The 24,104-nt window shown below is 53.3% G+C and carries 25 protein-coding genes; 14 read left to right on the top strand and 11 right to left on the bottom strand.

The genetic code is table 11. From position 1 onward, the window contains the following. Positions 1 to 39 precede the first annotated feature (39 nt). Together ACQE32_RS18320 and ACQE32_RS18315 are read left to right on the top strand one after the other, a co-directional pair. Complete coding sequence (locus tag ACQE32_RS18320; protein ID WP_427022220.1) at positions 40 to 1,005, top strand: polysaccharide deacetylase family protein; 966 nt, start codon at positions 40 to 42, stop codon at positions 1,003 to 1,005. A gap of 104 nt (positions 1,006 to 1,109) precedes the next feature. Next, positions 1,110 to 2,279: an O-antigen ligase family protein gene (locus tag ACQE32_RS18315; RefSeq protein WP_427022219.1), complete on the top strand. Its 1,170-nt coding sequence runs from the start codon at positions 1,110 to 1,112 to the stop codon at positions 2,277 to 2,279. Between the two features lie 15 nt (positions 2,280 to 2,294). On the opposite strand, the gene ACQE32_RS18310 is transcribed toward ACQE32_RS18315, so the two are convergent. From ACQE32_RS18310 to rfaD, 4 genes are read right to left on the bottom strand one after another with little or no spacing between them, the layout of a single operon-like run. Then, entirely contained in the window at positions 2,295 to 3,218 is a 924-nt protein-coding gene (locus tag ACQE32_RS18310) for a glycosyltransferase family 2 protein (protein WP_427022218.1), read from the bottom strand. Beyond that, positions 3,215 to 4,195, bottom strand: coding sequence for a lipopolysaccharide heptosyltransferase RfaC (gene rfaC, locus ACQE32_RS18305; RefSeq protein ID WP_427022217.1), 981 nt, complete (start codon positions 4,193 to 4,195; stop codon positions 3,215 to 3,217). Before rfaC ends, ACQE32_RS18310 begins: the two co-directional genes overlap by 4 nt. Continuing rightward, positions 4,192 to 5,241 (bottom strand): ADP-heptose--LPS heptosyltransferase RfaF, encoded by a 1,050-nt coding sequence (gene rfaF, locus ACQE32_RS18300; RefSeq protein WP_426982190.1) that lies wholly within the window; start codon positions 5,239 to 5,241, stop codon positions 4,192 to 4,194. The genes rfaC and rfaF overlap by 4 nt, the downstream gene beginning before the upstream one ends. A gap of 16 nt (positions 5,242 to 5,257) precedes the next feature. Then, the gene (gene rfaD / locus ACQE32_RS18295; RefSeq protein ID WP_426974931.1) at positions 5,258 to 6,190 is read right to left on the bottom strand and encodes an ADP-glyceromanno-heptose 6-epimerase; all 933 of its coding nucleotides are present in this window, start codon (positions 6,188 to 6,190) and stop codon (positions 5,258 to 5,260) included. A 228-nt stretch (positions 6,191 to 6,418) separates the two neighbouring features. Here rfaD and ACQE32_RS18290 point away from each other — a divergent pair, with 228 nt between their 5' ends. Both ACQE32_RS18290 and tdh read left to right on the top strand, forming a co-directional pair. Further along, positions 6,419 to 7,615, top strand: coding sequence for a glycine C-acetyltransferase (locus tag ACQE32_RS18290; RefSeq protein ID WP_426982189.1), 1,197 nt, complete (start codon positions 6,419 to 6,421; stop codon positions 7,613 to 7,615). 11 nt (positions 7,616 to 7,626) lie between these two features. Continuing rightward, positions 7,627 to 8,655: an L-threonine 3-dehydrogenase gene (tdh, locus tag ACQE32_RS18285; protein WP_427022216.1), complete on the top strand. Its 1,029-nt coding sequence runs from the start codon at positions 7,627 to 7,629 to the stop codon at positions 8,653 to 8,655. Positions 8,656 to 8,700: 45 nt separating this feature from the next. Here the strand turns inward: tdh and ACQE32_RS18280 are convergent, their stop codons facing one another. The 4 genes from ACQE32_RS18280 to envC form a co-directional block, all read right to left on the bottom strand. Continuing rightward, on the bottom strand, positions 8,701 to 9,609 hold the full coding sequence (locus ACQE32_RS18280) for a hypothetical protein (RefSeq protein ID WP_427022215.1): 909 nt from the start codon (positions 9,607 to 9,609) through the stop codon (positions 8,701 to 8,703). Beyond that, entirely contained in the window at positions 9,602 to 10,834 is a 1,233-nt protein-coding gene (locus tag ACQE32_RS18275) for a glycosyltransferase (protein WP_427022214.1), read from the bottom strand. The genes ACQE32_RS18280 and ACQE32_RS18275 overlap by 8 nt, the downstream gene beginning before the upstream one ends. Positions 10,835 to 10,920: 86 nt before the next feature. Continuing rightward, a complete protein-coding gene (locus ACQE32_RS18270) occupies positions 10,921 to 11,808 on the bottom strand; it encodes a divergent polysaccharide deacetylase family protein (protein WP_426974969.1) in 888 nt (295 codons plus the stop codon). A 21-nt stretch (positions 11,809 to 11,829) separates the two neighbouring features. Continuing rightward, positions 11,830 to 13,137 carry a murein hydrolase activator EnvC gene (gene envC, locus ACQE32_RS18265; RefSeq protein WP_426982188.1) on the bottom strand — a complete coding sequence of 436 codons (1,308 nt, stop codon included), beginning with the start codon at positions 13,135 to 13,137 and terminating at the stop codon, positions 11,830 to 11,832. Positions 13,138 to 13,470: 333 nt separating this feature from the next. Between envC and ACQE32_RS18260 the strand changes: the two genes are divergently transcribed. From ACQE32_RS18260 to cysE, 5 genes are all read left to right on the top strand, one after another. Continuing rightward, positions 13,471 to 13,902 carry a rhodanese-like domain-containing protein gene (locus ACQE32_RS18260; RefSeq protein ID WP_085069324.1) on the top strand — a complete coding sequence of 144 codons (432 nt, stop codon included), beginning with the start codon at positions 13,471 to 13,473 and terminating at the stop codon, positions 13,900 to 13,902. Positions 13,903 to 13,920: 18 nt separating this feature from the next. Further along, positions 13,921 to 14,172, top strand: a complete 252-nt coding sequence (grxC, locus tag ACQE32_RS18255; RefSeq protein ID WP_427022213.1) for a glutaredoxin 3 — start codon at positions 13,921 to 13,923, stop codon at positions 14,170 to 14,172. 51 nt (positions 14,173 to 14,223) lie between these two features. Further along, positions 14,224 to 14,688 carry a protein-export chaperone SecB gene (gene secB / locus ACQE32_RS18250; RefSeq protein ID WP_085069328.1) on the top strand — a complete coding sequence of 155 codons (465 nt, stop codon included), beginning with the start codon at positions 14,224 to 14,226 and terminating at the stop codon, positions 14,686 to 14,688. After that, positions 14,688 to 15,707 carry an NAD(P)H-dependent glycerol-3-phosphate dehydrogenase gene (gpsA, locus tag ACQE32_RS18245; protein WP_426982187.1) on the top strand — a complete coding sequence of 340 codons (1,020 nt, stop codon included), beginning with the start codon at positions 14,688 to 14,690 and terminating at the stop codon, positions 15,705 to 15,707. The genes secB and gpsA overlap by 1 nt, the downstream gene beginning before the upstream one ends. A 72-nt stretch (positions 15,708 to 15,779) precedes the next feature. Then, positions 15,780 to 16,601, top strand: a complete 822-nt coding sequence (gene cysE / locus ACQE32_RS18240; protein ID WP_085069332.1) for a serine O-acetyltransferase — start codon at positions 15,780 to 15,782, stop codon at positions 16,599 to 16,601. A gap of 18 nt (positions 16,602 to 16,619) precedes the next feature. On the opposite strand, the gene trmL is transcribed toward cysE, so the two are convergent. The 3 genes from trmL to cpxR are packed head-to-tail and all read right to left on the bottom strand — an operon-like array spanning position 16,620 to position 19,197. Further along, positions 16,620 to 17,093: a tRNA (uridine(34)/cytosine(34)/5-carboxymethylaminomethyluridine(34)-2'-O)-methyltransferase TrmL gene (gene trmL, locus ACQE32_RS18235; RefSeq protein ID WP_085069334.1), complete on the bottom strand. Its 474-nt coding sequence runs from the start codon at positions 17,091 to 17,093 to the stop codon at positions 16,620 to 16,622. A gap of 35 nt (positions 17,094 to 17,128) precedes the next feature. Continuing rightward, the gene (cpxA, locus tag ACQE32_RS18230) at positions 17,129 to 18,502 is read right to left on the bottom strand and encodes an envelope stress sensor histidine kinase CpxA (protein ID WP_426974937.1); all 1,374 of its coding nucleotides are present in this window, start codon (positions 18,500 to 18,502) and stop codon (positions 17,129 to 17,131) included. Beyond that, positions 18,499 to 19,197, bottom strand: coding sequence for an envelope stress response regulator transcription factor CpxR (cpxR, locus tag ACQE32_RS18225; protein ID WP_085069337.1), 699 nt, complete (start codon positions 19,195 to 19,197; stop codon positions 18,499 to 18,501). The genes cpxA and cpxR overlap by 4 nt, the downstream gene beginning before the upstream one ends. 151 nt (positions 19,198 to 19,348) lie before the next feature. On the opposite strand from cpxR, the gene cpxP reads away from it, so the two are divergent. The 5 genes from cpxP to ACQE32_RS18200 all read left to right on the top strand — a co-directional run bounded on the left by cpxP (position 19,349) and on the right by ACQE32_RS18200 (position 24,078). Further along, the gene (cpxP, locus tag ACQE32_RS18220) at positions 19,349 to 19,864 is read left to right on the top strand and encodes a cell-envelope stress modulator CpxP (RefSeq protein ID WP_426974938.1); all 516 of its coding nucleotides are present in this window, start codon (positions 19,349 to 19,351) and stop codon (positions 19,862 to 19,864) included. A gap of 170 nt (positions 19,865 to 20,034) precedes the next feature. Continuing rightward, the gene (gene fieF, locus ACQE32_RS18215; protein WP_426974939.1) at positions 20,035 to 20,931 is read left to right on the top strand and encodes a CDF family cation-efflux transporter FieF; all 897 of its coding nucleotides are present in this window, start codon (positions 20,035 to 20,037) and stop codon (positions 20,929 to 20,931) included. Positions 20,932 to 21,149: 218 nt separating this feature from the next. Further along, the gene (pfkA, locus tag ACQE32_RS18210; protein ID WP_426974940.1) at positions 21,150 to 22,112 is read left to right on the top strand and encodes a 6-phosphofructokinase; all 963 of its coding nucleotides are present in this window, start codon (positions 21,150 to 21,152) and stop codon (positions 22,110 to 22,112) included. Between the two features lie 140 nt (positions 22,113 to 22,252). Then, a complete protein-coding gene (locus ACQE32_RS18205; RefSeq protein WP_426974941.1) occupies positions 22,253 to 23,242 on the top strand; it encodes a sulfate ABC transporter substrate-binding protein in 990 nt (329 codons plus the stop codon). Positions 23,243 to 23,322: 80 nt separating this feature from the next. After that, positions 23,323 to 24,078, top strand: a complete 756-nt coding sequence (locus tag ACQE32_RS18200; protein ID WP_426974942.1) for a CDP-diacylglycerol diphosphatase — start codon at positions 23,323 to 23,325, stop codon at positions 24,076 to 24,078. Positions 24,079 to 24,104: the final 26 nt, after the last annotated feature.

Genomic DNA, 24,104 nt, shown 5'->3' with positions numbered 1-24,104 from the left:
TAACATGACGGCCACAACCTGTGGAGCGTTGGAAGTAAGATGAATAAACCGGCTTTTCTCATCACAATTGACACTGAAGGCGACAATCTTTGGCGCAATCGGCAGACCATTACCACCCGTAACACGCTTTTTTTGCCGCGCTTTCAGGCGCTCTGTGAAAAATATGGCTTTAAGCCGACCTGGCTGACCAACTATGAGATGGCAAGCGATCCAGCTTATATTGAGTTCGCTGCTGATGTGATTAAGCGCGGTCAGGGTGAAGTGGGTATGCATCTGCATGCGTGGAACAGTCCGCCGGAGACGCCGTTAACCGATGATGACTGGCGCTGGCAGCCCTACCTGATTGAGTATCCAGACGCTTTGTTGCGTGACAAGGTCAGGTTTATGACCGATCTGCTGGAGGAAAAATTTCAAACCAAAATGCTCAGTCACCGCGCCGGACGTTGGGCATTTGATGAGCGCTATGCTGCAGTACTGCGTGAGCTGGGCTATCAGGTTGACTGTTCGGTTACGCCACGCGTTAGCTGGCGTAATTCACCCGGCGCGCCGCAGGGGCAGGGCGGCACAGATTATAGCCATTTTCCGCAGCACGCTTATTTTCTGGATCCGCAGGATATTTCACGCAGCGGTAATTCCACGCTGCTGGAAGTGCCGATGAGTATCCAGTACAAACATTCAGCATTTATGAATCAGCTGAAGCAGGGTTACGATCGGTTACGCGGCAAAAAACGTGGCCCATCGGTGAACTGGCTGCGCCCTTCCGGCGGAAATCTGGCTGCCATGAAGCGAGTGGCAGAATTAAGCCTGGCGCAGGGCAATGATTACGTCGAGTTTATGCTGCACTCTTCAGAATTTATGCCGGACGGTAGCCCGACGTTTAAAACTGAAGCAGATATTGAACGGCTGTATGAAGATTTAGAGGCGCTGTTTAGCTGGTTACAGCAGCGTACGCAGGGCATGACGCTGGCAGAATATTATCAATACTTTCAGGCAAGGTTAAAATGACCAGGGAAATTTCATATTCAGGTGCAATGAGCCGTTCGCTTATAAAAGCACACTGGCGTGACGCATTTTATATGTTGGCGTTATCGGCGGTTTTATTCGCGGTAATGTTTACTTTTCTGCATGAAAAAACAGCAAAAGTTGCTTTTTACTGGGCCTTTTATTTTTCCCTGATCGGGATTATCGCGAATGGTAGACAGCTTAATCGACGCCATCTTTGGTTTACGGGATTACTGGCTTTACTGGGATGCAGCAAGGTGGTCTGGTTTTACTGGCACTACCTGGGCAATGCGGACTATAACCCCTTTAATGATTACCTGAACGCCGGTAAACGTCTGCTGATCGCCGCCATCATTAGCTATTATCTGTTAAGTCAATTTGCAAAAAATCAGCAGCTTACACGACGTGTGATTGAGTGGGGCTTGATCATCGCTTTTATTGGCGCGACGGCATATGGTTTTTATCAATACCTCAGTAGCGCACGCCGCGTGGAGTTTGCGCTTGATCGCGCCACAATCTCTGCTTATGGCTATGCAATGTTAACGGCGGTTGTGCTGTTTATGCTGGCGGCTAAAAGCCATGCGAAGAGCCAACTGCTGCTTTGCCTGGGCATATTTATTATCGGCTGGTTTATCATTATCCAGACCGGTACCCGCAACATGATTGCGGCCTTTCCCGTGATTATCTTTTTGGTGGGGCTATTGCAGTTCCGCCATTTGGGCTGGAAGGGTGCTGCAGGTATTGTCATTGCTATCTTCGTGCTGGCTGCGGCCTGTTATAAACCCATGATCAAACCCAGAGCTGATATCGCCATCGCTGAATTTGCCCGTTATAGCCACGATCGTGGTAATGAATATGGCTCACTGACCAGCCGACTGGCTATGTGGAATATCGGTACGGCCTGCTTCGCGGCTAATCCTCTTGGCATGAATATGGAGCAGCGGACGGCCTGGTTTAAGCACTATGTTAATGAGCACCATCGCGATGCCAGCGCATTAGAGTTTGTACCCATTCATTTACATAATGAGCTAATCGACAGCGCGACTTTACAGGGTATTCCCGGTGCTTTAATTATGCTGTTGTTTTATGTGGCAATTATTATATATGCGTTGCGAAAAAAGAACGCATTGCTGCTTTCTGGAATGCTGGTGGTTGTCGTCAGTGGCTTAACGGATGTTGTTTTTATTAGTCGCGAGTTAACAGTTTGCGTGGCGCTATTACTGATCCTGAGCCAGCTATGGCAAAGCATCAACGCTGCGCGCCAAAAGCTGCGTTAGTTCTTGCTCAGGCGGCTAGGTTAGCCGCCTGACCTTAAGCATTTTTCTCTTGTAGCTCATCCTGATTTTGCCATTAAATAAGAAACTGCCCAGGCGCTGTTGATGGATCCGCGTTTTTACTTTCTCCCACTCTCCCTGCTGCTTTAATACAGCCGCATGACGATTAATTACATCAATCCAGTGACAGGTAATAAGCGGCTTAAAATTATCAGGCAGCACCTCGTCCATATGCGCGGTAGCGGCCAATAAACAGCTAATTTTCTCAGGCGTCATCACGGTTGAAAGGCTGACGGCATGTTTGCGGTAGAGATAAAAACCGGCTTCTGAAAACAAGATTTTTCTACTGCGGGTTAACAATAGCGGAAAGAGCCAGGCATCTTCGTAACAGATAAAGGGCGGAAAAGGGTTTTCCAACAACAAATCGCGCCGGAAATACTGCCCGATAAAGTGAGCCTGAAAATCCCGGTGGATGAGAAAACGCGTTATAGCATCATCAACGGTTAAACAAACTGGCGGATGAAAATGCCACTCAGGAAGCGCACCGCCCCTGTCACCGCGTTGTTCAATCAGTTTACTGAGATAGATATCAGGCGCTTGCGCATCCAGTATGCCTAAATGGTTAGCAATGGCGCCAGGCAGCAGACGATCGTCCCCATCAAGCATCAGTAAGTAATCGCCCTGAGCTAACGAAACGGCATGGTTTCTGACCTTACCGATGTTACGCAGTTGAGTTTTCTGATAGCGAACATGAGGATGATTAGCGGCAAAGCGTTCAATGATGCTTTGCGAATCATCTGTTGAGGCATCATTAATAATGATGATTTCGCAGCGTGACCAGGCATCAGCTAAACAGGCAATAACGCTTTCCAGCGTCCCCTCAAGCCAGCGCGCGCAGTTATGCGCAGTGATAATAACGCTCAGGCGGCAGGGCGTCCTCATTGTGGTTTCGTACCCAGCAGCGGCTGCAGCGCAGCATTGACATTGTCAGGCGTTATGGCCGCCATATCCGTGCTGCCAGGCGCACGCAGCGCCTGCTGATTCAGTCCATAGCCGCCAATCAGACCGGGATCGGTCGGGCCGTAGAGTGTAATATTAGGACGATCGAGGGCGGCAGTGAGATGGCTCAGGCCGGTATCCACTGAAACCACCGCTTTTGCGCCCGCCAGCGTTTGCGCCACCTGCTCCAGCGTTAGCTTCGGCAGCACGTCAACATGATCAAAACCAGCAGCCAGACGCTGTGCCCGCTGATGCTCATGCTCCGCTCCCCAGGGGAGTTTAATCCGCAAACCGGTCGGCTCGATTAACGTAATCAGCTCACGCCAGTGGCTTTCAGGCCAGTGTTTGTTATCACGCGTGGTGGCATGCAGAAAGACCAGGTAGCGCCCCGCATCAGCGGGTGGGTGAGCAAGAAAATGAGAGGCAATGGCATAATCGCCCTGCGTTTGCGGTTTCTCATAGCCAAGACTTTTGGCAAACAGCTCGCGAGTGCGCTCTACGGCATGCTGTCGCTTATCAATTTCGTGGCGTTTGTCATACCACCAGCTGGCGAAAGGCTCACGTGCGCTGCGGCTGTCCTGACCATGCTTAATGCCTTTTGCCAGGCGGGTTACCAGCGCTGCGCTTTTAATCAAACCCTGAGCATCAATCACCACATCATATTCACGCGCCTGCAGTGCTCGTTTGAACGCGACACGTTCTTCGCGCTGTTGACTGCCGAACCAGTGTTTACGCCAGCGGCGAATCGCCACCGGCAATACGCGGTCTACCGCCAGATGCCAGCCTGGAATCTGTGCAAAGTTTTCTTCAACCACCCAGTCAAAGCGAATATCAGGGATTTCTCGCATGGCATCGGTCAGCGCCGGTAACGTATGAAGGACATCCCCCATTGAAGAGGTTTTAACAATCAACACCTTCATGCACGCTCCTGCTGACTTAATAACGTCATAAGCTCTTCCATAACGCGCGCAGGCTGGATATCGATTAGGCTCTGATGGTAGCCCTGGTCCGCCTCGCCTTTACGCACCTTATGATAGCCGGTAATCAGGCGAATAACGCGAGCCTGCTGTGAGAGCGGCGGAGTAAAATCGGGGCTGCTGGGCCCGTATAGCGCTACCAGCGGACGATTTAGCGCGGCGGCGATATGCATCAGCCCTGAATCATTGGTGACTACTGCATGGCAGTGCGCCAGCAGAATAACCGCCTGCTCCAGTTTGGTTTCACCGGCCAGGTTATGGCAGTAGTGACGTCCGGCTTCATCCAGCGTTTGACGGATCTGCTCACCGGTTTCGCGATCTTTTGCTGAGCCAAACAGCACAATCTGATAGCCAGCGGCAATGAGCTGCTGCGCCAGCGTGGCATAGTGATAGTGCGGCCAGCGTTTGGCCGGGCCAAACTCCGCGCCTGGGCAGAAACCAATGATTGGCCTTTCAGCGTTCAGAGAAAACTGCGCTGCGGTTTCGATTTTTTCCTGCTCTTCTACCTGCAGGCGCGGCCACAGCAACGGCTGTGGCAGGTCGCGGGCGCTTTTAATGCGCGACGCGTCATAGGCCAGCGCCACATAGCGCTCTACCATCAGCGGGAAAGCGGGTTTATCCAGCACGCGCAGATCGTTTAACAGGCCATAGCGCATTTCGCCACGCCAGCCCACACGCTGTGGGATACCGGCAAAAAAAGGCACCAGCGCCGATTTAAACGATCCGGGTAACACATAGGCGCGCTGATATTTTTTATGGCGCAGCGCTTTGCCAAGACGATAGCGCTCGCCCAGCGCTAACGCGCCGTGACCCAGCGGCATCGCCAGCGCCTCGTTGACTTCCGGCATGCGCGACAGTAATGGACGGCACCAGGCTGGCGCCATCACATCAATCTCGGCATCAGGATGCTCGGCCTTCAGCGTACGATAGAGACTTTGCGACATCATCATATCGCCGACCCATGAGGGGCCGATTACCAGTATTTTCATGCCGGGTGCGCCTTCCTTATGCGTCGCGGTTCAGCCAGGCCATATAATCAGCTACGCCTTCGGCCACAGTTTTAAACGGTTTGTCATAGCCCGCTGCCCGCAGATTAGTCAGATCCGCTTTGGTATAAGCCTGATAGCGCCCTTTGAGTTTTTCCGGGAAAGGAATGTACTCGATCGCCCCTTTTTGATGGTAAGCCAGCGCGGCATCCGCTACGGCCTGGAAAGATTCGGCACGGCCGGTTCCGCAGTTAAAAATGCCGGAAACGCCTTTTTTCCAGAACCACAGATTCACCGCAGCCACATCGCTGACGTGAATAAAGTCGCGCTTGAAGTTATCGCTGCCTTCAAACAGTTTGGGATTCTCGCCGTTGTTCAACTGCGTATTGAGATGGAAGGCAACGCTTGCCATGCTGCCTTTATGACCTTCACGCGGTCCGTAAACGTTGAAATAGCGGAAGCCACACACCTGAGAATCCGCTTCCGGCAGAATTTGACGCACATAGTGATCGAACAGCATTTTCGAGTAGCCGTAAACGTTCAGCGGCTGCTCATACTGGCGCTCTTCAATAAAGTTGTCGTTGCGTCCGCCGTAAGTGGCCGCCGAGGAAGCGTACAGGAAGGGGATCTGGCGCTCCAGACAGAAGTGCAACAGCTCTTTCGAGTACTGATAGTTGTTATCCATCATGTACTTGCCGTCCCACTCGGTGGTGGAGGAACAGGCGCCTTCATGGAAAACCGCTTCAATATCACCCAGGTCATCACCGGCCATTGCGCTGGCAATGAAATCCTCTTTATCCATGTAATCAGTGATATCAAGGTCAACCAGATTAACGAATTTGGTGCCGTCTTTCAGGTTATCCACCACCAGAATATCGGTAATACCTTCATCATTGAGCGCTTTAACAATATTGCTGCCGATCATACCGGCGCCGCCAGTCACAATAATCATGTGCTTAACCTTAAACAGTGAGGCGGAACGGGAGGTTCCACACCTAAATAACGCTCATCATAACATTTCATTGGCAGACAGGCAGCCAGAGGAGTCCGTAACGAAATGTAACCCCAGCATCAGGCGTGATATATGCTGCAAAATTCACATTCTGTTGCGTCGATTATCGTTTGGCGAGACAGCGTTCAGTATGATGTGCCGACTATAAGCCGGTCACGGAGAATAAAAATGCCTGCGGATTTTTATCGTCAAATTGAGCAACAGCTGGCAGTAACGCAACAGGAAGGTTTGTTTAAGCAGGAGCGGATTATTACTTCGGCGCAGCAGGCTGAGATTCGCCTTGCGGCGGGTCAGGAGGTCGTTAACTTTTGCGCCAATAACTATCTTGGGCTGGCTAACCACCCGGCATTAATCCTGGCAGCCCAGGAAGGGATGGAGAGTCACGGTTTTGGCATGGCATCGGTGCGCTTTATCTGTGGCACGCAGGATATCCATAAGCAACTGGAGCAGCGACTGGCTGAATTCCTCGGTATGGAAGATGCGATCCTCTACTCCTCCTGTTTTGACGCCAATGGCGGGCTGTTTGAAACTCTGCTGGGGCCGGAAGATGCGGTGATTTCCGATGCGCTGAATCATGCTTCGATCATTGACGGTGTGCGCCTGTGCAAGGCGCGGCGCTATCGCTATGCCAACAACGATATGACAGAGCTGCGCGCGCGCCTTGAAGAGGCACGTACATCAGGCGCACGTCATATTCTTATCGCTACGGATGGCGTCTTCTCTATGGATGGCGTTATCGCCAATCTGCGCGGTATTTGCGATCTGGCCGATGAGTTTGATGCGTTAGTGATGGTGGATGATTCGCACGCGGTAGGTTTTGTGGGCGCGGGTGGTCGCGGAACGCATGAATACTGCGAGGTGATGGGGCGCGTCGATATTATTACCGGCACGCTGGGCAAAGCGCTTGGAGGCGCTTCCGGCGGCTATACGGCGGCAAAAAAAGAGGTAGTAGAGTGGTTGCGCCAGCGCTCACGGCCCTATCTGTTTTCTAATTCGCTGGCACCGGCGATCGTTAGCGCCTCGTTGCGGGTACTGGATATGCTGAGCGACGGCGATGGCCTGCGGCAACGCCTGTGGGATAACGCCCGCTACTTCCGTCAGGCGTTAACCGATGCAGGTTTTACCCTGGCCGGTGCCGATCACGCCATCATTCCGGTGATGCTGGGTGAAGCAAAGGTGGCGCAGGAATTTGCGCGTTTGCTGCAGGATGAAGGCATCTACGTAACCGGATTTTTTTATCCGGTAGTGCCGCAGGGGCAGGCGCGTATCCGTACGCAAATTTCAGCCGGGCATACGCATCAGCAGCTTGAACGTGCGGTGGAAGCCTTTACGCGCATTGGTAAACAGCTTGGCGTTATCGCCTGAGGAAAGTCGCTATGAAAGCACTGGCAAAACTAAAAGCAACAGAAGGGATCTGGATGGTAACCGATGCGCCGATCCCGGAACCCGGCCACAACGACCTGCTGATTAAAATCCGTAAAACCGCTATCTGCGGCACCGATATTCATATTTATAACTGGGATGAATGGTCGCAAAAAACCATTCCGGTACCGATGATTGTCGGTCATGAGTATGTGGGTGAAGTGGTTGCGATTGGGCAAGAGGTTAAAGGCTTCGCTGTTGGCGATCGCGTCTCGGGAGAAGGGCATATCACCTGCGGCCACTGTCGTAACTGTCGCGCTGGGCGCACGCATCTCTGCCGTAATACCGTTGGCGTCGGGGTTAATCGTCAGGGCTGTTTCGCGGAATATCTGGTCATTCCAGCGTTTAACGCTTTTAAGATCCCCAATAACATCTCTGATGAGCTGGCAGCGATTTTCGATCCCTTTGGCAACGCGGTGCATACCGCGCTCTCCTTTGATTTGGTCGGCGAGGATGTATTGATTACCGGTGCCGGGCCGATCGGGATTATGGCGGCGGCGGTATGTAAGCACGTTGGCGCGCGTCACGTAGTGATTACCGATGTGAATGAGTATCGTCTGGGGCTGGCGCGTCAGATGGGCGTCACGCGTGCGGTTAACGTCAGCAGTGAATCACTCAAGCAGGTAATGAGCGAGCTGGGCATGACCGAGGGCTTTGATGTCGGGCTGGAGATGTCAGGCGCGCCGCCTGCGTTCCGCACCATGCTGGAGGCAATGAATCACGGTGGGCGTATTGCGCTGCTGGGCATTCCTCCATCGGATATGGCGATCGACTGGAATCAGGTGATATTTAAAGGGCTGTTTATTAAAGGGATCTATGGCCGTGAGATGTTTGAAACCTGGTATAAAATGGCCGCGCTGATCCAGTCTGGACTTGACCTGACACCGATAATTACCCATCGCTATAGCATTGATGAGTTCCAGCAGGGATTTGACGAAATGCGTTCGGGGCGCTCAGGCAAAGTGGTGCTGAGCTGGGATTAATGATGATCGGCTGCCCGCATCAGCACGCTACGGGCAGCCGCACGCTTACTGTTTCTTTTCTGCATCGGTCAGGTAACGCACTTTACGCGTATAGTCCTGACCTTTAAACAGCAGCGGCGCATCCGCAGACTGAAGATATTTCTGCCATTCGCTCAGCGGAAATCCGCCATGCGCGCCAATCACTTCTTTCGGAATAGTGGCTTCCTGACCGCCGATACGTTTGGAGACTGGCCAGTTCATCCATTCACCCAGGTTAACGGTTTTGAGATCCAGCAAATCCAGCAGGGCGGCCAGCGGTAGCTGATCCGTCGGCGGCTGTGAATCATCCATCAACTCCCAGGTATCCTGAAACAGCGTCAGCCACAGCGGACAGATACGCTTCCAGGTCTGGCGCGTAGCGGCCAGGAATGCGCCATTAACGTGATCGACCAGAAAAGGGCGTACCGTCCGTGAATAATAGGCGGGCTGATCCTCTGGCACCGCCTTATCCAGCTTGGCAATCATTTTACCCTGACGAAAGCTGGAGTAGATATGTGCTGCTTTCATATTTATTTCAGGCATTTGCAACAGGTTAAGATCAGAATCGATCATCAAAATACCGTCGGTTTGTGCCTGAAGCGGTGCCTGTAGCTTAATTAACCGGCTGCGATAGATTTGCTTATAGCGATAACTCTCTTCACGGTCCGGCACCGTCAGCGTGACCACGCGCGTCTTTGGCGGCAAATTGCGGAAAAGCGCGGCGGGCTGATCGCTGACAATAACAATCTCTTCTGCCCGTTCGGCATAGCGTGAAGCAAACAGTGCGCTTAGCTCGGCTTCCTCAATAAAGTCTGCGCCGGTACAGGGGATCACAATGGAGGTAACAGGCACCTCGCCCTGCACCTCCGCCTGCGTATAGGGGATATTGTGCCGCGACTGGATATGACGGTATTGAGGATTTAAAAATTCAAACATGAGAAGAAGATTCCTTTGCCACGCTTCGCAACAGGGCTTCGACGCCCGCCACATAATTTTCAATAGCGTAGTGAGATTTAACGTTGGCATTAGCCTGTGAAATCAGCTGCTGGCGCAGGGCGTGATCCTGGCAGAGCGCCTGCATATGCGCACAAAGGCGTGCGGTATCGCCATATTCAAACAGCAGCCCGGTTTGCCCATTATCAACCAGCTCGGCGGTGCCCACCACATTCGAGCCGATTACCGCCGTATTAACCAGCATCGCTTCCAGCACCACGCGCGGCAGACCTTCACTTTTAGAGGCCAGCACAAAAACATCCATGGCCGCCAGATAATCGAGCGCGTTATTACGAAAACCGGTAAACGTCACGCGATCGGCAATGCCTTCCCGCACAGCCAGCTGTTGCAGGCTGTTCAGCTCCGGGCCTGTGCCGACCATTACCATATGCCAGTTAACCTGCGGGCAGGCTTGCTGAAAGGCGCCCAGCGCCTGCAGAGTATGATGTGTCGCCTTACGGGCAATAAGCGAGCCAATACTGCCGAATAAAAAACACTCTTCCGGCAGGCCAAGCCGGGCGCGAACCGTACAACGATCGGGCAGAGGCTGATGGATATCGATGGCGTTGGAGACCGTAAAGCAGCGTGAAGGATCAACGCCGCTGGAGCGTAGGGTTTGGCAGACGCCATGAGAAACGGCTATCACCGCATTGACCCGCTGATTAATCATGCGGACCAGTTGCGGAGTCAGCAGCGGCTCAATACGGCAATGTTGTACCAGAGAAACGGGAATATCGGCGACCGCCAGGTAACCTTCAACGTTAGTACTGGGTTGGTTGTTCATATAGAGCGTATCGTACCCGCCCTGCAGCAGCAGCTCACGCAGCCTGAGTGCGTTAGGCTCAACGCGCCAGCGGCGATCGATCGTCTCAGCCACGCGCTTTTTCAGCGAGCGGCTGAAAAACAGCAGCGCGCGCAGCAGCTCTTTTTGCAGCTTGGCTGAGAGAGGCTGTTTACGCTGTGGAATAAAGATGACCGGAATGCCGATGGCGTTCAGCACCGACTCGATGGTCTCACCCTCGCCGCGTTGGTAATTATAATAAAAACAGCAGGTAATATCGAAACGGTCGCGATCGATACGCTTCAGCAGTTCCAGCATACTGTTGGTGCCGCCGCCCCATTCTCTGCCGTTATCCAGCAACAGGATTTTTTGTCGAGCTTGCGTCATCGCGCCATATCCTTACGCTCACGAAGGAAGAAATGATCAGGGCGGCATTATAAAGATTTCCTGCCGCGCTGACGATGCACAATCTATCAAAACAGGCTGCCGATCTTTTTCACCAGCGGACTTTGCGCAACGCTCTCGGTAATTACCTCCAGCGCGTGCGTTGCCGGCACCGGCGTTAGCGGCTGCGGCAGGCGACAGATCGCGACACCACGGAACGGATTACGCGGCTTCGGCGCGGTTTTCTGCGGCGCTGGTGCAGCAGAAGGAGTCTGTGACTCATTCAACAGCTGGCTGGGGCGAACCAGCGTTACGTCTGCAGGCAGGTTGGGCAGCATCTGTTGCAGAACGCGTACGGTAGAAGGATGGGGATGACCAATCGCGATCGCTGAGCCATTGCGCTGCGCCAGATGCACCGCGCGATTAAATTGCTTGCGAATCTCTGCTTCGTTCTGATTATCATCAAGGAATACGCGGCGCTTAATGACTTTTACACGCGTGCCCGCAGCGGCGCGTGTCGCCTGGCTGTTGCCAATGGTCATGCTGTCGAGAAAGTAAAAACTGTAGTGATCCAATACCTGCATGACTTTTTGCATTCCTGACAGGCTGGAGGTCATTTTACTGCCCATATGATTATTCATGCCCACCGCATAGGGCACGTTAGCTACCGCGTTATGAATGATACGGGCGATCTCGTCAGCGCTCATTTCCGGCTGAAGCGTATCCCGCTCCAGCGGCTGCTTGCTGAGCGGGGCCATCGGTAGATGAATCAGCACTTCGTGCCCATGCTGGTGGGCTTTGGTTGCCATCTCACGCGCATGCGGAGCGGTAGGCAATACTGCTACCGAAATAGCGTTCGGCATCTGCAGCACCTGATTTTCCTGCTGGGGACGATAACCAAAATCATCAATCACGATAGCCAATTTACCAGCGCTCGCCGAACAGGCGAACAGCAGGCCGCTTAGCGCCACGGCCATTCTTTTAACTGAAAACAACACTTATTTTCCTAACCACGGGAGTGGGTTGACCGCCTGTCCCTGACGACGGATTTCAAAATAGAGTGACGGCGTGCCACGGCCGCCGCTGGTGCCGACCAGCGCGATCGGCTGTCCGGCTTTTACCTGAGCGCCGGTGGTGACCAGCGCGCTCTGGTTATAGCCATACAGGCTCATATCGCCCTTGCCATGTTCGACCACCACCACCAGTCCGTAACCTTGCAGCCAGTCGGCCATTAGCACGCGGCCGTCGGCAATGGCTTTGACCTCGGTGCCTTCCGGCGCGTCGATCACCAGGCCTTTCCAGCGTAGCTCGCCCTGGAGCGCTTCACCGAAGCGATGTTCGATGCGGCCACGTACCGGCCAGAAAGCCTGACCGCCGGGACGACCCAGGCCGCCGGTACGTGACATTAGCGAACGCTCGCTTTCGGTGGGTTTATAGGTAGAGCCTTTGGCTTTCGCTTGCGCCTGGCGCTTACGCACCTGCTCCGCCTCCCGCGCCTCACGCTCAGCGCGTGCTTTTGCTTCGCGCTCGGCACGGGCGATTTTATCCTGCAGGCGGCTTTCGTTCTGGCGCATCTCTACCAGGTCGGCCTGATCTTTTTCCAGCGCGCTTTCCAGCGTCACGAGCGTTTTTTTCCGTGCAACGCGCGCCTGTTCCAGCCGCGCCTGCTGCGTTTGCTGTTCGCTTAGCAATGACTTCTGCTGGTTCTGTTTGTTGAGCAAATCCGCTTTTTGCGTGGCCAGATCGCGCCGCGTTTTCTGCAGTTCATCGATATTTTTCTGCCGTGCTTCGTTAAGATAACCGAAGTAAGAAAGGATGCGTTCGCTGCGCTGGCTCTCTTCACCGCTAAGCAGGAGCTGCAGGCCGCTATGCTTGCCCTGACGAAAAGCGGCGTCAAGCTGCTGCGCCAGCAAGGTTTCCTGCTGCGTCTGCTGCTTTTGCAGCTGAGCGATAGAATGGTTTAGCGTATCGATTTCTTTGTTCAGACGGGTCAGCAGTTGCTGAGTTTGCCGTAGTTTACGGCTGGCTTCGGCAATGATTTTTTCCTGGCTTTGCAGCTGATCCAGCAGCTTGCTGCGCTGTTCTTTTTGTAAGCGAACGCTCTTTTCTTTTTCAGCAATGTTTTGCTGAATAGATTTAAGCTGGGATTTATTGTCATCCGCAGCGCTGGCATGCAGCGGCAACAGCAGTACGCCAGCACATAACAGGCTGACGGAGAGCGCGGACAAACGGCTGTGTAACGGCGCGTAACCGGCCATAAAGTTACCTGAAGTCCATGAATGTAAAACTGATGCTTTTTCCCTCATAAGGAGTCGATTATTCCATGATGAATAGCCGCTTGCCAGCGATGGGCCTGGCTTTTGCGTTTCTGTTCGTTTCAAACGCCTTTCTTTTACCGCACGGCAGGCAGCAAAGAATGCAATTCGCTTTATTAAAAGGACATTAGCGGATAATCGCCGCCTCTGCCGCGCCTTTTTACCGTCGGGTTCCGGTATTGTTTGCGCCACGGCAAATTTTTTCCGCTTTATACAACAGAAAACCACACTCTCACCGCTTCGCGACTGTACATGCGAGGTGGCGCAGGTATACTCAGAAACCTATTTTTCGCTTATTAACCCTGTCGGGAGTTGTTACCCCTCATGCAAGAAATTATGCAATTCGCAAGCAATCACCCCATTCTGTGTCTGGCATGGGTCGTATTGCTGGTTTTAGTGATCGTGACCACGTTTAAGGGCATGTTTTCCAAAGTTAAAACCATCAGCCGTGGCGAAGCGACTCGCCTGATTAACAAGGAAGATGCGGTGGTTGTGGATACCCGCTCCCGCGATGAATTTCGTAAAGGTCATATTTCCGGCGCGCATAATATTCTGGCGGCGGATATTAAAAAGGGCACGTTCAGCGAATTGGAAAAGCATAAAGCTCAGCCCATAATTGTAGTTTGCGCGACGGGAACTTCCGCCTTTGAAGCGGCTTCTCAGCTGAGCGCTGCAGGTTTCGAGCAGGTAAGCGTACTGAAAGATGGTATCGCTGGCTGGAGCAGTGAAAATCTGCCGCTGGTACGCGGTAAATAACCTTACAAGGTGCTGAACATGGCTAACGTAGAGATTTATACCAAAGCAACCTGTCCTTACTGCCATCGGGCAAAAGCGCTGCTGACGCAGAAAGGCGTGGTTTTCCAGGAAATCCCGATTGACGGTGATGCGGATAAGCGCGAAGAGATGATTAAACGCAGCGGCCGAACCACCGTACCGCAAATTTTTATCGATGCACAACACATTGGCGGTTGTGAAGATCTTTATGCGCTGGACAGCCGCGAAGGTCTTGATCCTTTGCTGAAATGATGGCTTAACTGGCACCACGATGGATTTTTTTAACTAACAGGACTCAACACAATGTCAGAACAAAACACCAGCGAAATGTCATTCCAGATCCAGCGTATTTATACGAAAGATATTTCCTTTGAAGCGCCTAACGCGCCGCAGGTTTTCCAGAAAGAGTGGGAGCCGGAAGTTAAACTGGATCTGGATACCGCCTCCAGCCAGCTGGCTGAAGGTATTTACGAAGTGGTGCTGCGCGTAACGGTTACGGCATCCGTAGGGACGGAAACGGCGTTCCTGTGCGAAGTGCAGCAGGCGGGTATCTTCACTATTTCCGGTATCGAAGGCACCCAGATGGCACATTGCCTTGGCGCTTACTGCCCGAATATTCTGTTCCCGTACGCCCGTGAGTGCATCACCAGTCTGGTTTCACGCGGCACCTTCCCGCAACTTAACCTTGCGCCGGTTAACTTCGATGCGCTGTTTATGAACTATCTGCAGCAGCAAGAAGAAGGCGGCGAACCTCGTCAGGATGCCTGATGAACAAGCGTAACGCAGCAGTTACCGTGCTTGGTGCCGGATCTTACGGCACCGCACTCGCCATTACCTTAGCCCGCAACGGCCATCAGGTGCTGTTGTGGGGCCATAATCCTCAACATCTCTCCCAGCTGGAATCCGAGCGCTGCAACGTGGCTTTTCTGCCAGACGTGCCTTTTCCCGCCACGCTATCTACCGAGCCAGACCTTGCCCAGGCCGTTGCCGCCAGTCGTGATTTGCTGATTGTGGTGCCGAGTCATGTTTTTGGCGAAGTGCTACAGCAGATCAAGCCACATTTGCGTGCTGACTCGCGTATTATTTGGGCCACCAAAGGGCTGGAGCGCGAAACCGGACGTTTACTGCAGGATGTGGCGCGCGATATTGTTGGCGATACGCTGCCGCTGGCGGTGATCTCCGGCCCAACTTTCGCGAAAGAGCTGGCGGCGGGTTTACCTACTGCGATTGCACTGGCCGCGACCGATCCGCAGTTTGCTGATGATCTTCAGTTGCTGCTGCACTGCGGTAAAAGTTTTCGCGTCTACAACAACCCTGACTTTATCGGGGTGCAGCTGGGCGGTGCGGTGAAAAACGTGATCGCTATCGGCGCAGGTATTTCTGACGGTATCGGCTTTGGGGCGAATGCGCGTACCGCTTTGATTACCCGAGGCCTGGCGGAGATGAGTCGTCTTGGCGAAGCGCTGGGCGCCGATCCTACCACCTTTATGGGCATGGCAGGGCTGGGCGATCTGGTACTGACCTGTACTGATAATCAGTCACGTAATCGCCGGTTCGGTATCATGCTGGGTCAGGGCGTGGATGTCGAGAGTGCGCAGACACAGATTGGACAGGTTGTGGAAGGCTATCGCAACACCAAAGAGGTGCGCGCGCTGGCGGCACGCTATGGTGTCGAAATGCCAATAACCGAGCAAATTTATCAGGTATTGTATTGCGAAAAATCGGCGCGCGAGGCAGCATTGAACCTGCTGGGACGTACCCGCAAGGATGAAAACAGCAGTCGCTGAGGCGGGAGGCCCGGCTGGATACCTGTGGCGTCTCGGGCGAACCGGACGCTATTTTTTTATCGGGAGAGAGCAATGTCGGATGAAGAGTTACAGCTGGTCTGGAATAACATCAAAGCGGAAGGGCGTGCCCTGGCGGATTGTGAACCCATGCTGGCCAGTTTTTTCCATGCGACATTGCTTAAGCATGAGAACCTTGGCGGCGCGCTAAGTTATATGCTGGCTAACAAGCTGGCTAATGCAATTATGCCCGCTATCGCCATTCGTGAGATTGTCGAAGAGGCGTATCGCCATGACCCCTCAATGATCGCTGCGGCGGCACGCGATATTCTGGCGGTACGCCAGCGCGATCCAGCGATAGATAAATATTCGACGCCGCTGCTCTATCTGAAAGGCTTCCATGCGCTGCAGGCTTATCGTATCGGCCACTGGCTGTGGAACGAGGGTCGCCGGGCGCTGGCGGTCTATCTGCAAAATGAAATCTCTGTCTCTTTTGCCGTAGATATCCATCCGGCCGCGCGTATTGGCTGCGGCATCATGCTTGACCATGCGACCGGCATCGTGATTGGCGAAACGGCGGTGGTTGAGAACGATGTCTCTATCCTGCAGTCGGTTACGCTTGGCGGCACGGGTAAAACCAGCGGCGACCGTCATCCTAAAATTCGTGAAGGGGTGATGATTGGCGCCGGTGCGAAAATCCTCGGCAATATTGAAGTTGGGCGCGGGGCGAAAATTGGTGCCGGTTCGGTGGTGCTACAGCCGGTGCCGCCGCATACCACCGCCGCCGGCGTGCCGGCGCGCATCGTTGGCAAACCGGCCAGCGATAAGCCATCCATGGATATGGATCAACATTTTAACGGCACGATCCCCGGCTTTGAGTTTGGCGACGGCATCTGACGTCGCCCTTCGTCGGCGTCAGCTTTTTAGCAGAGCGCCCTGATATTCCAACTGCCGCCAGGCCTCATACACCACCACTGAAACCGCATTCGACAGGTTCATGCTGCGGCTTTGCGCCAGCATGGGAATGCGGATTTTTTGCTGTGGAGGTAGTGCATCCAGAATCGTGGCGGGTAAGCCGCGGCTTTCAGGGCCAAACAGCAGATAATCACCTGATTGATAGCTAACCGCGCTGTGCGCAGGCGTGCCCTTGGTTGTCAGCGCAAACAGACGCTCAGGCTGTTCGCTGGTGCAGAACGCCTCAAAGCTGGCGTGACGTTTAATCGCGGTAAATTCATGGTAATCAAGCCCGGCGCGACGCAGGCGCTTGTCATCCCAGGTAAAGCCAAGCGGCTCAATCAGATGCAGCTGGAAGCCGGTATTTGCGCACAGGCGAATGATATTGCCGGTATTAGGTGGAATTTCAGGTTCAAATAAGACGATGTTCAGCATAAGGCCCCCGATAACGAGGGCCGAAGCATAACAAATTAGCGCACAGAGTACAGCGGTAGCCAGATAGTCAGACGCAAGCCGCCGAGCGGGCTGTCATCCGCTTTTACCCAGCCGCGATGCTGCTGGATAGCCGTTTCAACAATTGCCAGACCCAGCCCGGTGCCGCCGGACTCCCTGTCACGCGCCTCATCGGTGCGATAGAAGGGACGGAATATCTGTTCACGATCTTCCGGGCTGACGCCAGGACCGTCATCATCGACATGCACTGTGATCCCCTGATTATCCACAGAGAAGCTCACTGAAATATGTGAATTTGAGTAGCGCAGCGCATTACGGACAATATTTTCCAGCGCGCTTTCCAGCGCATGGGGGTTGCCATACAGCGGCCATGGGCCTGGCGGGTAGGGCACCTCCAGCTTTTTACCCATCTGCTCCGCTTCAAATTTGGCATCTTCCAGTACGCCATTCCAGAGATGGTTTGCTTTCATCGCTTCGCTGACTAACGCATTTTTATGCTGCGTACGCGACAGCACCAGCAAATCGTTAATCATGCCGTCAAGGCGCTGCGCCTCCAGTTCAATGCGTCCTAACTCTTTGCCTTCGCCATAACGACGACGCATCAGGGCAGTGGCCAACTGGAGACGTGTTAAGGGCGTACGCAGCTCGTGTGAAATATCGGAGAGCAGGCGCTGTTGCGCGGTCATCATGCGCTCCAGCGCGCTGACCATCTGATTAAAGCTGGAGCCAGCGGCAAGAAATTCCTGCGGCCCCGCTTCCAGTTCCGGATGCTGACGCAGATTCCCACTAGCCACATCATCCGCCGCGTGTTTTAACTTACGCGCCGGTTTCGCCAGGCTCCAGGCCAGCCACAGCAGCAGAGGGGAGCTGATCAGCATGGTGACAATCAAGAGCAACAGCGGGCGGTCAAACAGCAGATTGATAAAATCCAGCTGGGAGCTGCTGGCCGGGCGCATCAGATAGAGTTGATAATTATCTTCGCCATCGCGTACGGCAAAGGGCCCAACCAGCTCAACGCGGCCATATTTCTTTTTCAGAGGATGATCGGCATTGTCAGATTGCCCGATAAAATTGCGGATAATCTGCATTTCATTATGCTGAGCGCCAATAACGCGGCCTTCGCTGGTAACCAGCAGCAGACGTTGGCCGGGCGGCGCCCATTTATCGATAGCGCGAAACAGCCGACGCCACCACATCAAATCATTGGGCGGATCCTGCATAAGCTCCGCTTCAATGTGCTGCTCAATCATGATGCCCTGTCGCTGCTCGCTTTCCAGCAGTGACGTAAGCTGGCGTGAATCCAGCTTAGGGAGCATAAGCACCAGCATCAGAACCAACGCCAGCGTTAACCAGAAGATGGCAAAGATGCGAGTGGTCAGGCTGCTTATCATGACGCGGAGACCATCAAATATCCACGGCCACGCAGCGTTTTAAACCAGGGGTGACCATCGCGGCGTTCAGGCAGCTTACGACGCAGGTTAGAGATATGCATATCAATGGCGCGATCAAATGGCGTCAGGCGCTTACCCAGCACTTCCTGACTGAGATGCTCGCGTGATACTACCTGGCCAAGATGCTGGGCTAACAAATAGAGTAGGGTGAATTCGGTACCGGTCAGATCCAGCGTAACGTTATCAAAGCTGGCTTCCTGGCGGCCGGGATTGAGTCGCAGGCAGTCGACTTCCAGCGTTGGCGAGCTGTTGTCATGCTGCTGTTGTTGTTCGCTCCAGCTGGAACGACGCAAAATAGCGCGGATACGGGCGACCAGTTCACGATCGTTAAACGGCTTCGGTAGATAGTCATCGGCACCCAGTTCGAGACCTAAAACGCGATCCAGTTCGCTGCCGCGCGCGGTCAACATAATCACCGGTGTTTGATATTGCTGGCGAAGCTCTTTCAACGTATCGATGCCGTTCTTTTTAGGCATCATCACATCGAGTAATAACAGATCAATGGTGTCATCGAGCAGGCTGAGCGCCTGTTCCCCATCTGAGGCGACAACGATATTAAACCCTTCCATTTCAAGCAATTCTTTAAGCAGCGAAGTTAATTCGCGGTCATCATCAACCAACAGGATTTTATTCATTTTCTTAAGCCCTCCGCAGGCAAAATAGCGTGATCGCCTACCCCATTCCATCGCTTTACGTAGTTTTACACCCCCTGACGCTAGTTTGCAGCTATCTCTGTAGTCTGAACTGCGTTGAATCAAATGATGCAAACGAATGTGGGAGTAAACGATGCGCAAAGTAACCGCCGTCGTCTTTGCTTCAGCCTCGGTGGTTTTTAGTTACTCCAGCGCATGGGCAGCAGACGTTACGACGATTGACGGGATGCATCCGCCAGGCGAATTGATGACTGGCAGCATAGCGCAAAATCCGCAAAGCCATATGTTTGATGGCATTAAGCTTTCGGAACAACAGCGTCAGCAGATGCGGGATCTAATGCAGCAAACGCAACATGAGCGCCCTCCCGTAAACGTGAAAGATTTAGAAACTCTGCATAATCTGGTGATTGCAGAAAAGTTTAATGAAACAGCCGTAAAGGCTCAGGCAGAAAAGTTAGCACAGGAACAGGTTGCGCGGCAGGTCGAAATGGCCCGTATCCGCAACCAGATGTATCACCTGCTAACGCCGCAGCAACAGGCTGTTTTGCAACAAAAGCATGAGCAACGAATGAGTGAGTTGCGCAGGCTGACGAATTTGCAGCAGGTTCAGCCTCTGCATGAAGCGAGTAGTGCCGGCAGTAACCAGTAATATAGTATCCCTGTTTTCCTTGCCATAGACACCATCCCTGTCTTCCCCGCCATGATGGCGGGGTTTTTTTTGCCCATAATATCTCCCTTTTCTGCACATCCTTTGCGCGTATCCTGCTGCTTTTTGCGATACTGCTCTTATACTTAGCTTTTACTTTCAGTGGGGTGCGGATGTTAGCTTCCTATGCGCGGCTGGTTAACCGGGCGGCAATGGCAGCAACGGTGCTGGCAGTGCTGCTGTTATTTATCAAGATATTCGCCTGGTGGTATACCGGATCGGTCAGCGTACTGGCAGCTCTGGTGGATTCGCTGGTCGATACCGCCGCCTCTTTAACCAATCTTCTGGTGGTGCGCTATTCATTGCAGCCTGCGGATGCGGAGCATACGTTTGGTCATGGTAAAGCGGAATCGCTGGCAGCCCTGGCGCAGAGCATGTTTATTTCCGGCTCTGCCCTGTTTTTGTTCCTGACCGGTATTCAGCATTTGGCTTCTCCGGGCGTGCTACACGCACCGCTGGTAGGTATGGTCGTTACCCTTGTGGCGTTGGTTTCAACGCTGCTGCTGGTGGCTTTTCAACGCTGGGTCGTGCGTAAAACGCAAAGCCAGGCGATTCGTGCCGACATGTTGCATTATCAGTCTGACGTATTGATGAACGGGGCCATTTTGCTGGCGCTGGCGCTTAGCTGGTATGGCTTCACCCGGGCTGATGCGCTGTTTGCGTTAGGCATTGGCGCATGGATTCTGTTTAGCGCGTTACGTATGGGCTATGATGCCGTACAGTCTTTACTTGATCGTGCGTTGCCTGATGCGGAGCGGCAACAGATAGTGCAAATCATCACCAGCTGGCCTGGCGTCCAGGGCGCGCACGATTTGCGTACCCGACAATCAGGTCCGACACGCTTTATTCAGGTCCATCTGGAAATAGAGGATAACTTGCCGTTAATTCAGGCACATCGCGTGGCGGAGCAGGTAGAGCAGGCGCTTTTAAAACACTTTCCTGGCTCGGATATTATCATCCATCAGGATCCCTGTTCTGTTGCCCGCACCGAGCCGCAGGGTTTTTTATAGGCAGAAGTGTGGAATAATATCAGCCTGGCTTTTGAACGAGGCGCAAAGCCACATTGTGGAAAAGATTTTACCCGAAACTAGTCTGACCTGAATCAATTCAGCAGCAGGGGTTTGATATACTATTTGCCATTATGAGTCGGTAAGATCGGACACTGAGCGGGCGTCGAACCTTTCCGGCGTAACGAATTCATCATTAAGTATTAAGTCCAGAGGTAGCCATGATCAAGAAAATCGGTGTACTGACAAGCGGCGGCGACGCCCCAGGGATGAACGCAGCTATTCGCGGTGTCGTTCGCTCCGCCCTGAGTGAAGGACTGGAAGTTTGTGGCATTTATGATGGCTATCTCGGCTTGTATGAAGACCGCATGATCAACCTCGACCGCTACAGCGTTTCTGACATGATTAACCGCGGCGGCACCTTTCTGGGCTCTGCGCGTTTTCCTGAGTTCCGTAATGAGGAAACGCGTCAGGTAGCCATTGAGAATATGAAAAAGCGCAATATCGATGCGCTGGTGGTGATTGGCGGCGACGGCTCTTATATGGGTGCGAAACGCCTGACTGAAATGGGCTTCCCATGTATCGGTTTACCGGGCACCATCGATAACGACGTGGCCGGTACCGACTACACCATTGGTTATTTCACAGCGCTGGAAACGGTGGTTGAAGCAATCGACCGCCTGCGTGATACCTCTTCTTCACACCAGCGTATTTCTATCGTTGAAGTGATGGGCCGTTACTGTGGCGATCTGACGCTGGCAGCGTCGATTGCGGGCGGATGTGAATTTATCGTACTGCCGGAAATTCCTTATACTCGCGAAGAGCTGGTGCAGGAGATCAAAGCGGGTATCGAGAAAGGTAAAAAGCACGCTATCGTGGCGATTACTGAGCATATCTGCGATATCGATGAGCTGGCGAAATATATCGAAGCGGAAACCAAACGCGAAACGCGCGCGACGGTTCTGGGTCACATTCAGCGCGGTGGTGCACCGGTCGCCTATGACCGTATTCTGGCTTCACGTATGGGCGCTTATGCGATTGAACTGTTGCTACAGGGCTACGGCGGCCGCTGCGTGGGCATCCAGAATGAAAAGATGGTGCATCACGATATCATCGATGCCATTGAAAACATGAAGCGCCCTTTCAAACGCGACTGGCTGGAAACCGCAAAAAAACTTTATTAATTGTTTTCAGGGCGCTGCGCACGCAGTGCCCTGTTTCCCCTTTTTATATTCCATAAAGTAATAACCTCCTATTTTTAATTCTTTAAAACGCCGTAAGCTTTATGTCACGCTTCCGTTAATAACTTCCGGGGGAGCGTACGATGAATAAGTGGAGTGTAGGGCTGGCCGTTTTACTGGCATCAACCAGCGTACTGGCAAAAAATATTGAACTGCTGAACGTATCTTACGATCCGACACGTGAGCTGTATGAGCAATATAACAAAGCGTTCAGCGCGCACTACAAGCAGGAAACCGGCGATAATATCGTGATCCGCCAGTCGCATGGCGGCTCCGGCAAGCAGGCAACGTCGGTAATCAACGGCATTCGCGCCGATGTGGTAACACTGGCGCTGGCTTCCGATATTGATGCCATTGCCGCGCGCGGCCGAATTAATAAAGAGTGGATAAAACGGCTCCCGGATAATTCTGCGCCTTACACCTCCACCATCGTTTTTCTGGTGCGTAAAGGCAATCCAAAGCAGATCCACGACTGGCCAGATTTGCTGAAGCCTGGCGTTGCGGTTATTACTCCTAATCCTAAAACCTCTGGCGGCGCACGCTGGAACTATCTTGCCGCCTGGGGCTACGCGCTGGACCAGAACAATGGCAACCAGGATAAGGCGCTGGAGTTTGTTAAAGCGCTGTATAAAAACGTCGAGGTACAGGATTCCGGCGCTCGCGGGGCAACGAATACGTTTGTTGAGCGCGGCATTGGCGATGTGCTGATTGCCTGGGAGAACGAAGCTTATCTGGCGGTAAATAAGCTGGGTAAAGACCAGTTTGAGATTGTTACGCCCAGTGAGTCTATCCTTGCCGAGCCGACGGTATCCGTTGTCGATCGCGTGGTTGACGATCGTGATACGCGCAAAGTAGCCAATGACTATCTGAATTATCTCTACTCACCGGAGGGGCAGGCCATTGCCGCGCAAAACTTCTACCGTCCTCGTGATGCCGGGGTGGCAAAGAAATATGCCAGCACCTTTACGCCGCTGAAGCTGTTCACCATTGATAACAAATTCGGCGGCTGGACGCAGGCACAGAAAACGCACTTTGCGGAAGGTGGCACCTACGACCAGGTAATGAAACGCTAGCGCGTTCTCCTCTGATGATTTAGCGTGACAATTCTCGTTAAGCCAACGAGGGTTGTCAGCGTTCATCAGGAGGAGTCGCTATGTCAGTCCCTGCACGCGTTCTGAAAATCGTTACGGTTGTTATCGCCTTTCTTGTTATCGCGCTGGCCTTCGCGGCATGGCGTTTCCATCATAACGGCAACGCGCTGTGGCAAATTATTAGCCAGCAGTGCGTGCCGGGCCAGCTACAAAAAAACGATCCCAGCCCCTGCCAGAGCGTTGATATCAAGGCAGGTTACGTCACGCTGAAAGATCGTAACGGCTCTCTGCAATATTTATTAATGCCTGTGGCCCGCATCAGCGGTATCGAAAGCCCGGCGCTGCGGGATCCCGCTACGCCTGATTTCTTTGCGCTGGCCTGGCAACAGCGTCATCTGCTGACGATGCGTCACGGCTCTGCCGTTCCCGATAGCGCCATCTCATTAGCCATTAATTCCGAGTATGGCCGTACCCAGAACCAGCTGCATATTCATATCTCCTGCCTGGATCCTGAGGTACGTCAACAGCTGGACAGGCTAACGCCGCAGCTGAATTCACAGTGGCAGCCGGAAACATTGCATCAGCATCGCTGGCTGGTTCGCGCATTGACGCCAGCCGAGCTGGCGCAGCAGAGCAGTTTTATGCGTTTAATGCAGGAAGTGCCGCAGGCGCAGCAGGAGATGGGGAAATATGGCCTGGCGCTGGCTAGCTTATCCGATGGCAGGCTGGCATTAATGGCAATAAAGCGTGACTGGCTGAAGTTGAATCGGGCTTCGGCGGAAGAGTTGCAGGAACATCGCTGTACGATTCTGCATTAAGGCACAACAGAAAACGGGCGGCAATG

The organism is Pantoea sp. FN0302 (assembly GCF_050113775.1).
GTDB classification, from domain to species: domain Bacteria; phylum Pseudomonadota; class Gammaproteobacteria; order Enterobacterales; family Enterobacteriaceae; genus Mixta; species Mixta alhagi.
The sequence above is the reverse complement of the archived record's forward strand: the minus strand, read 5'-3'. Positions and strand labels throughout refer to the sequence as shown.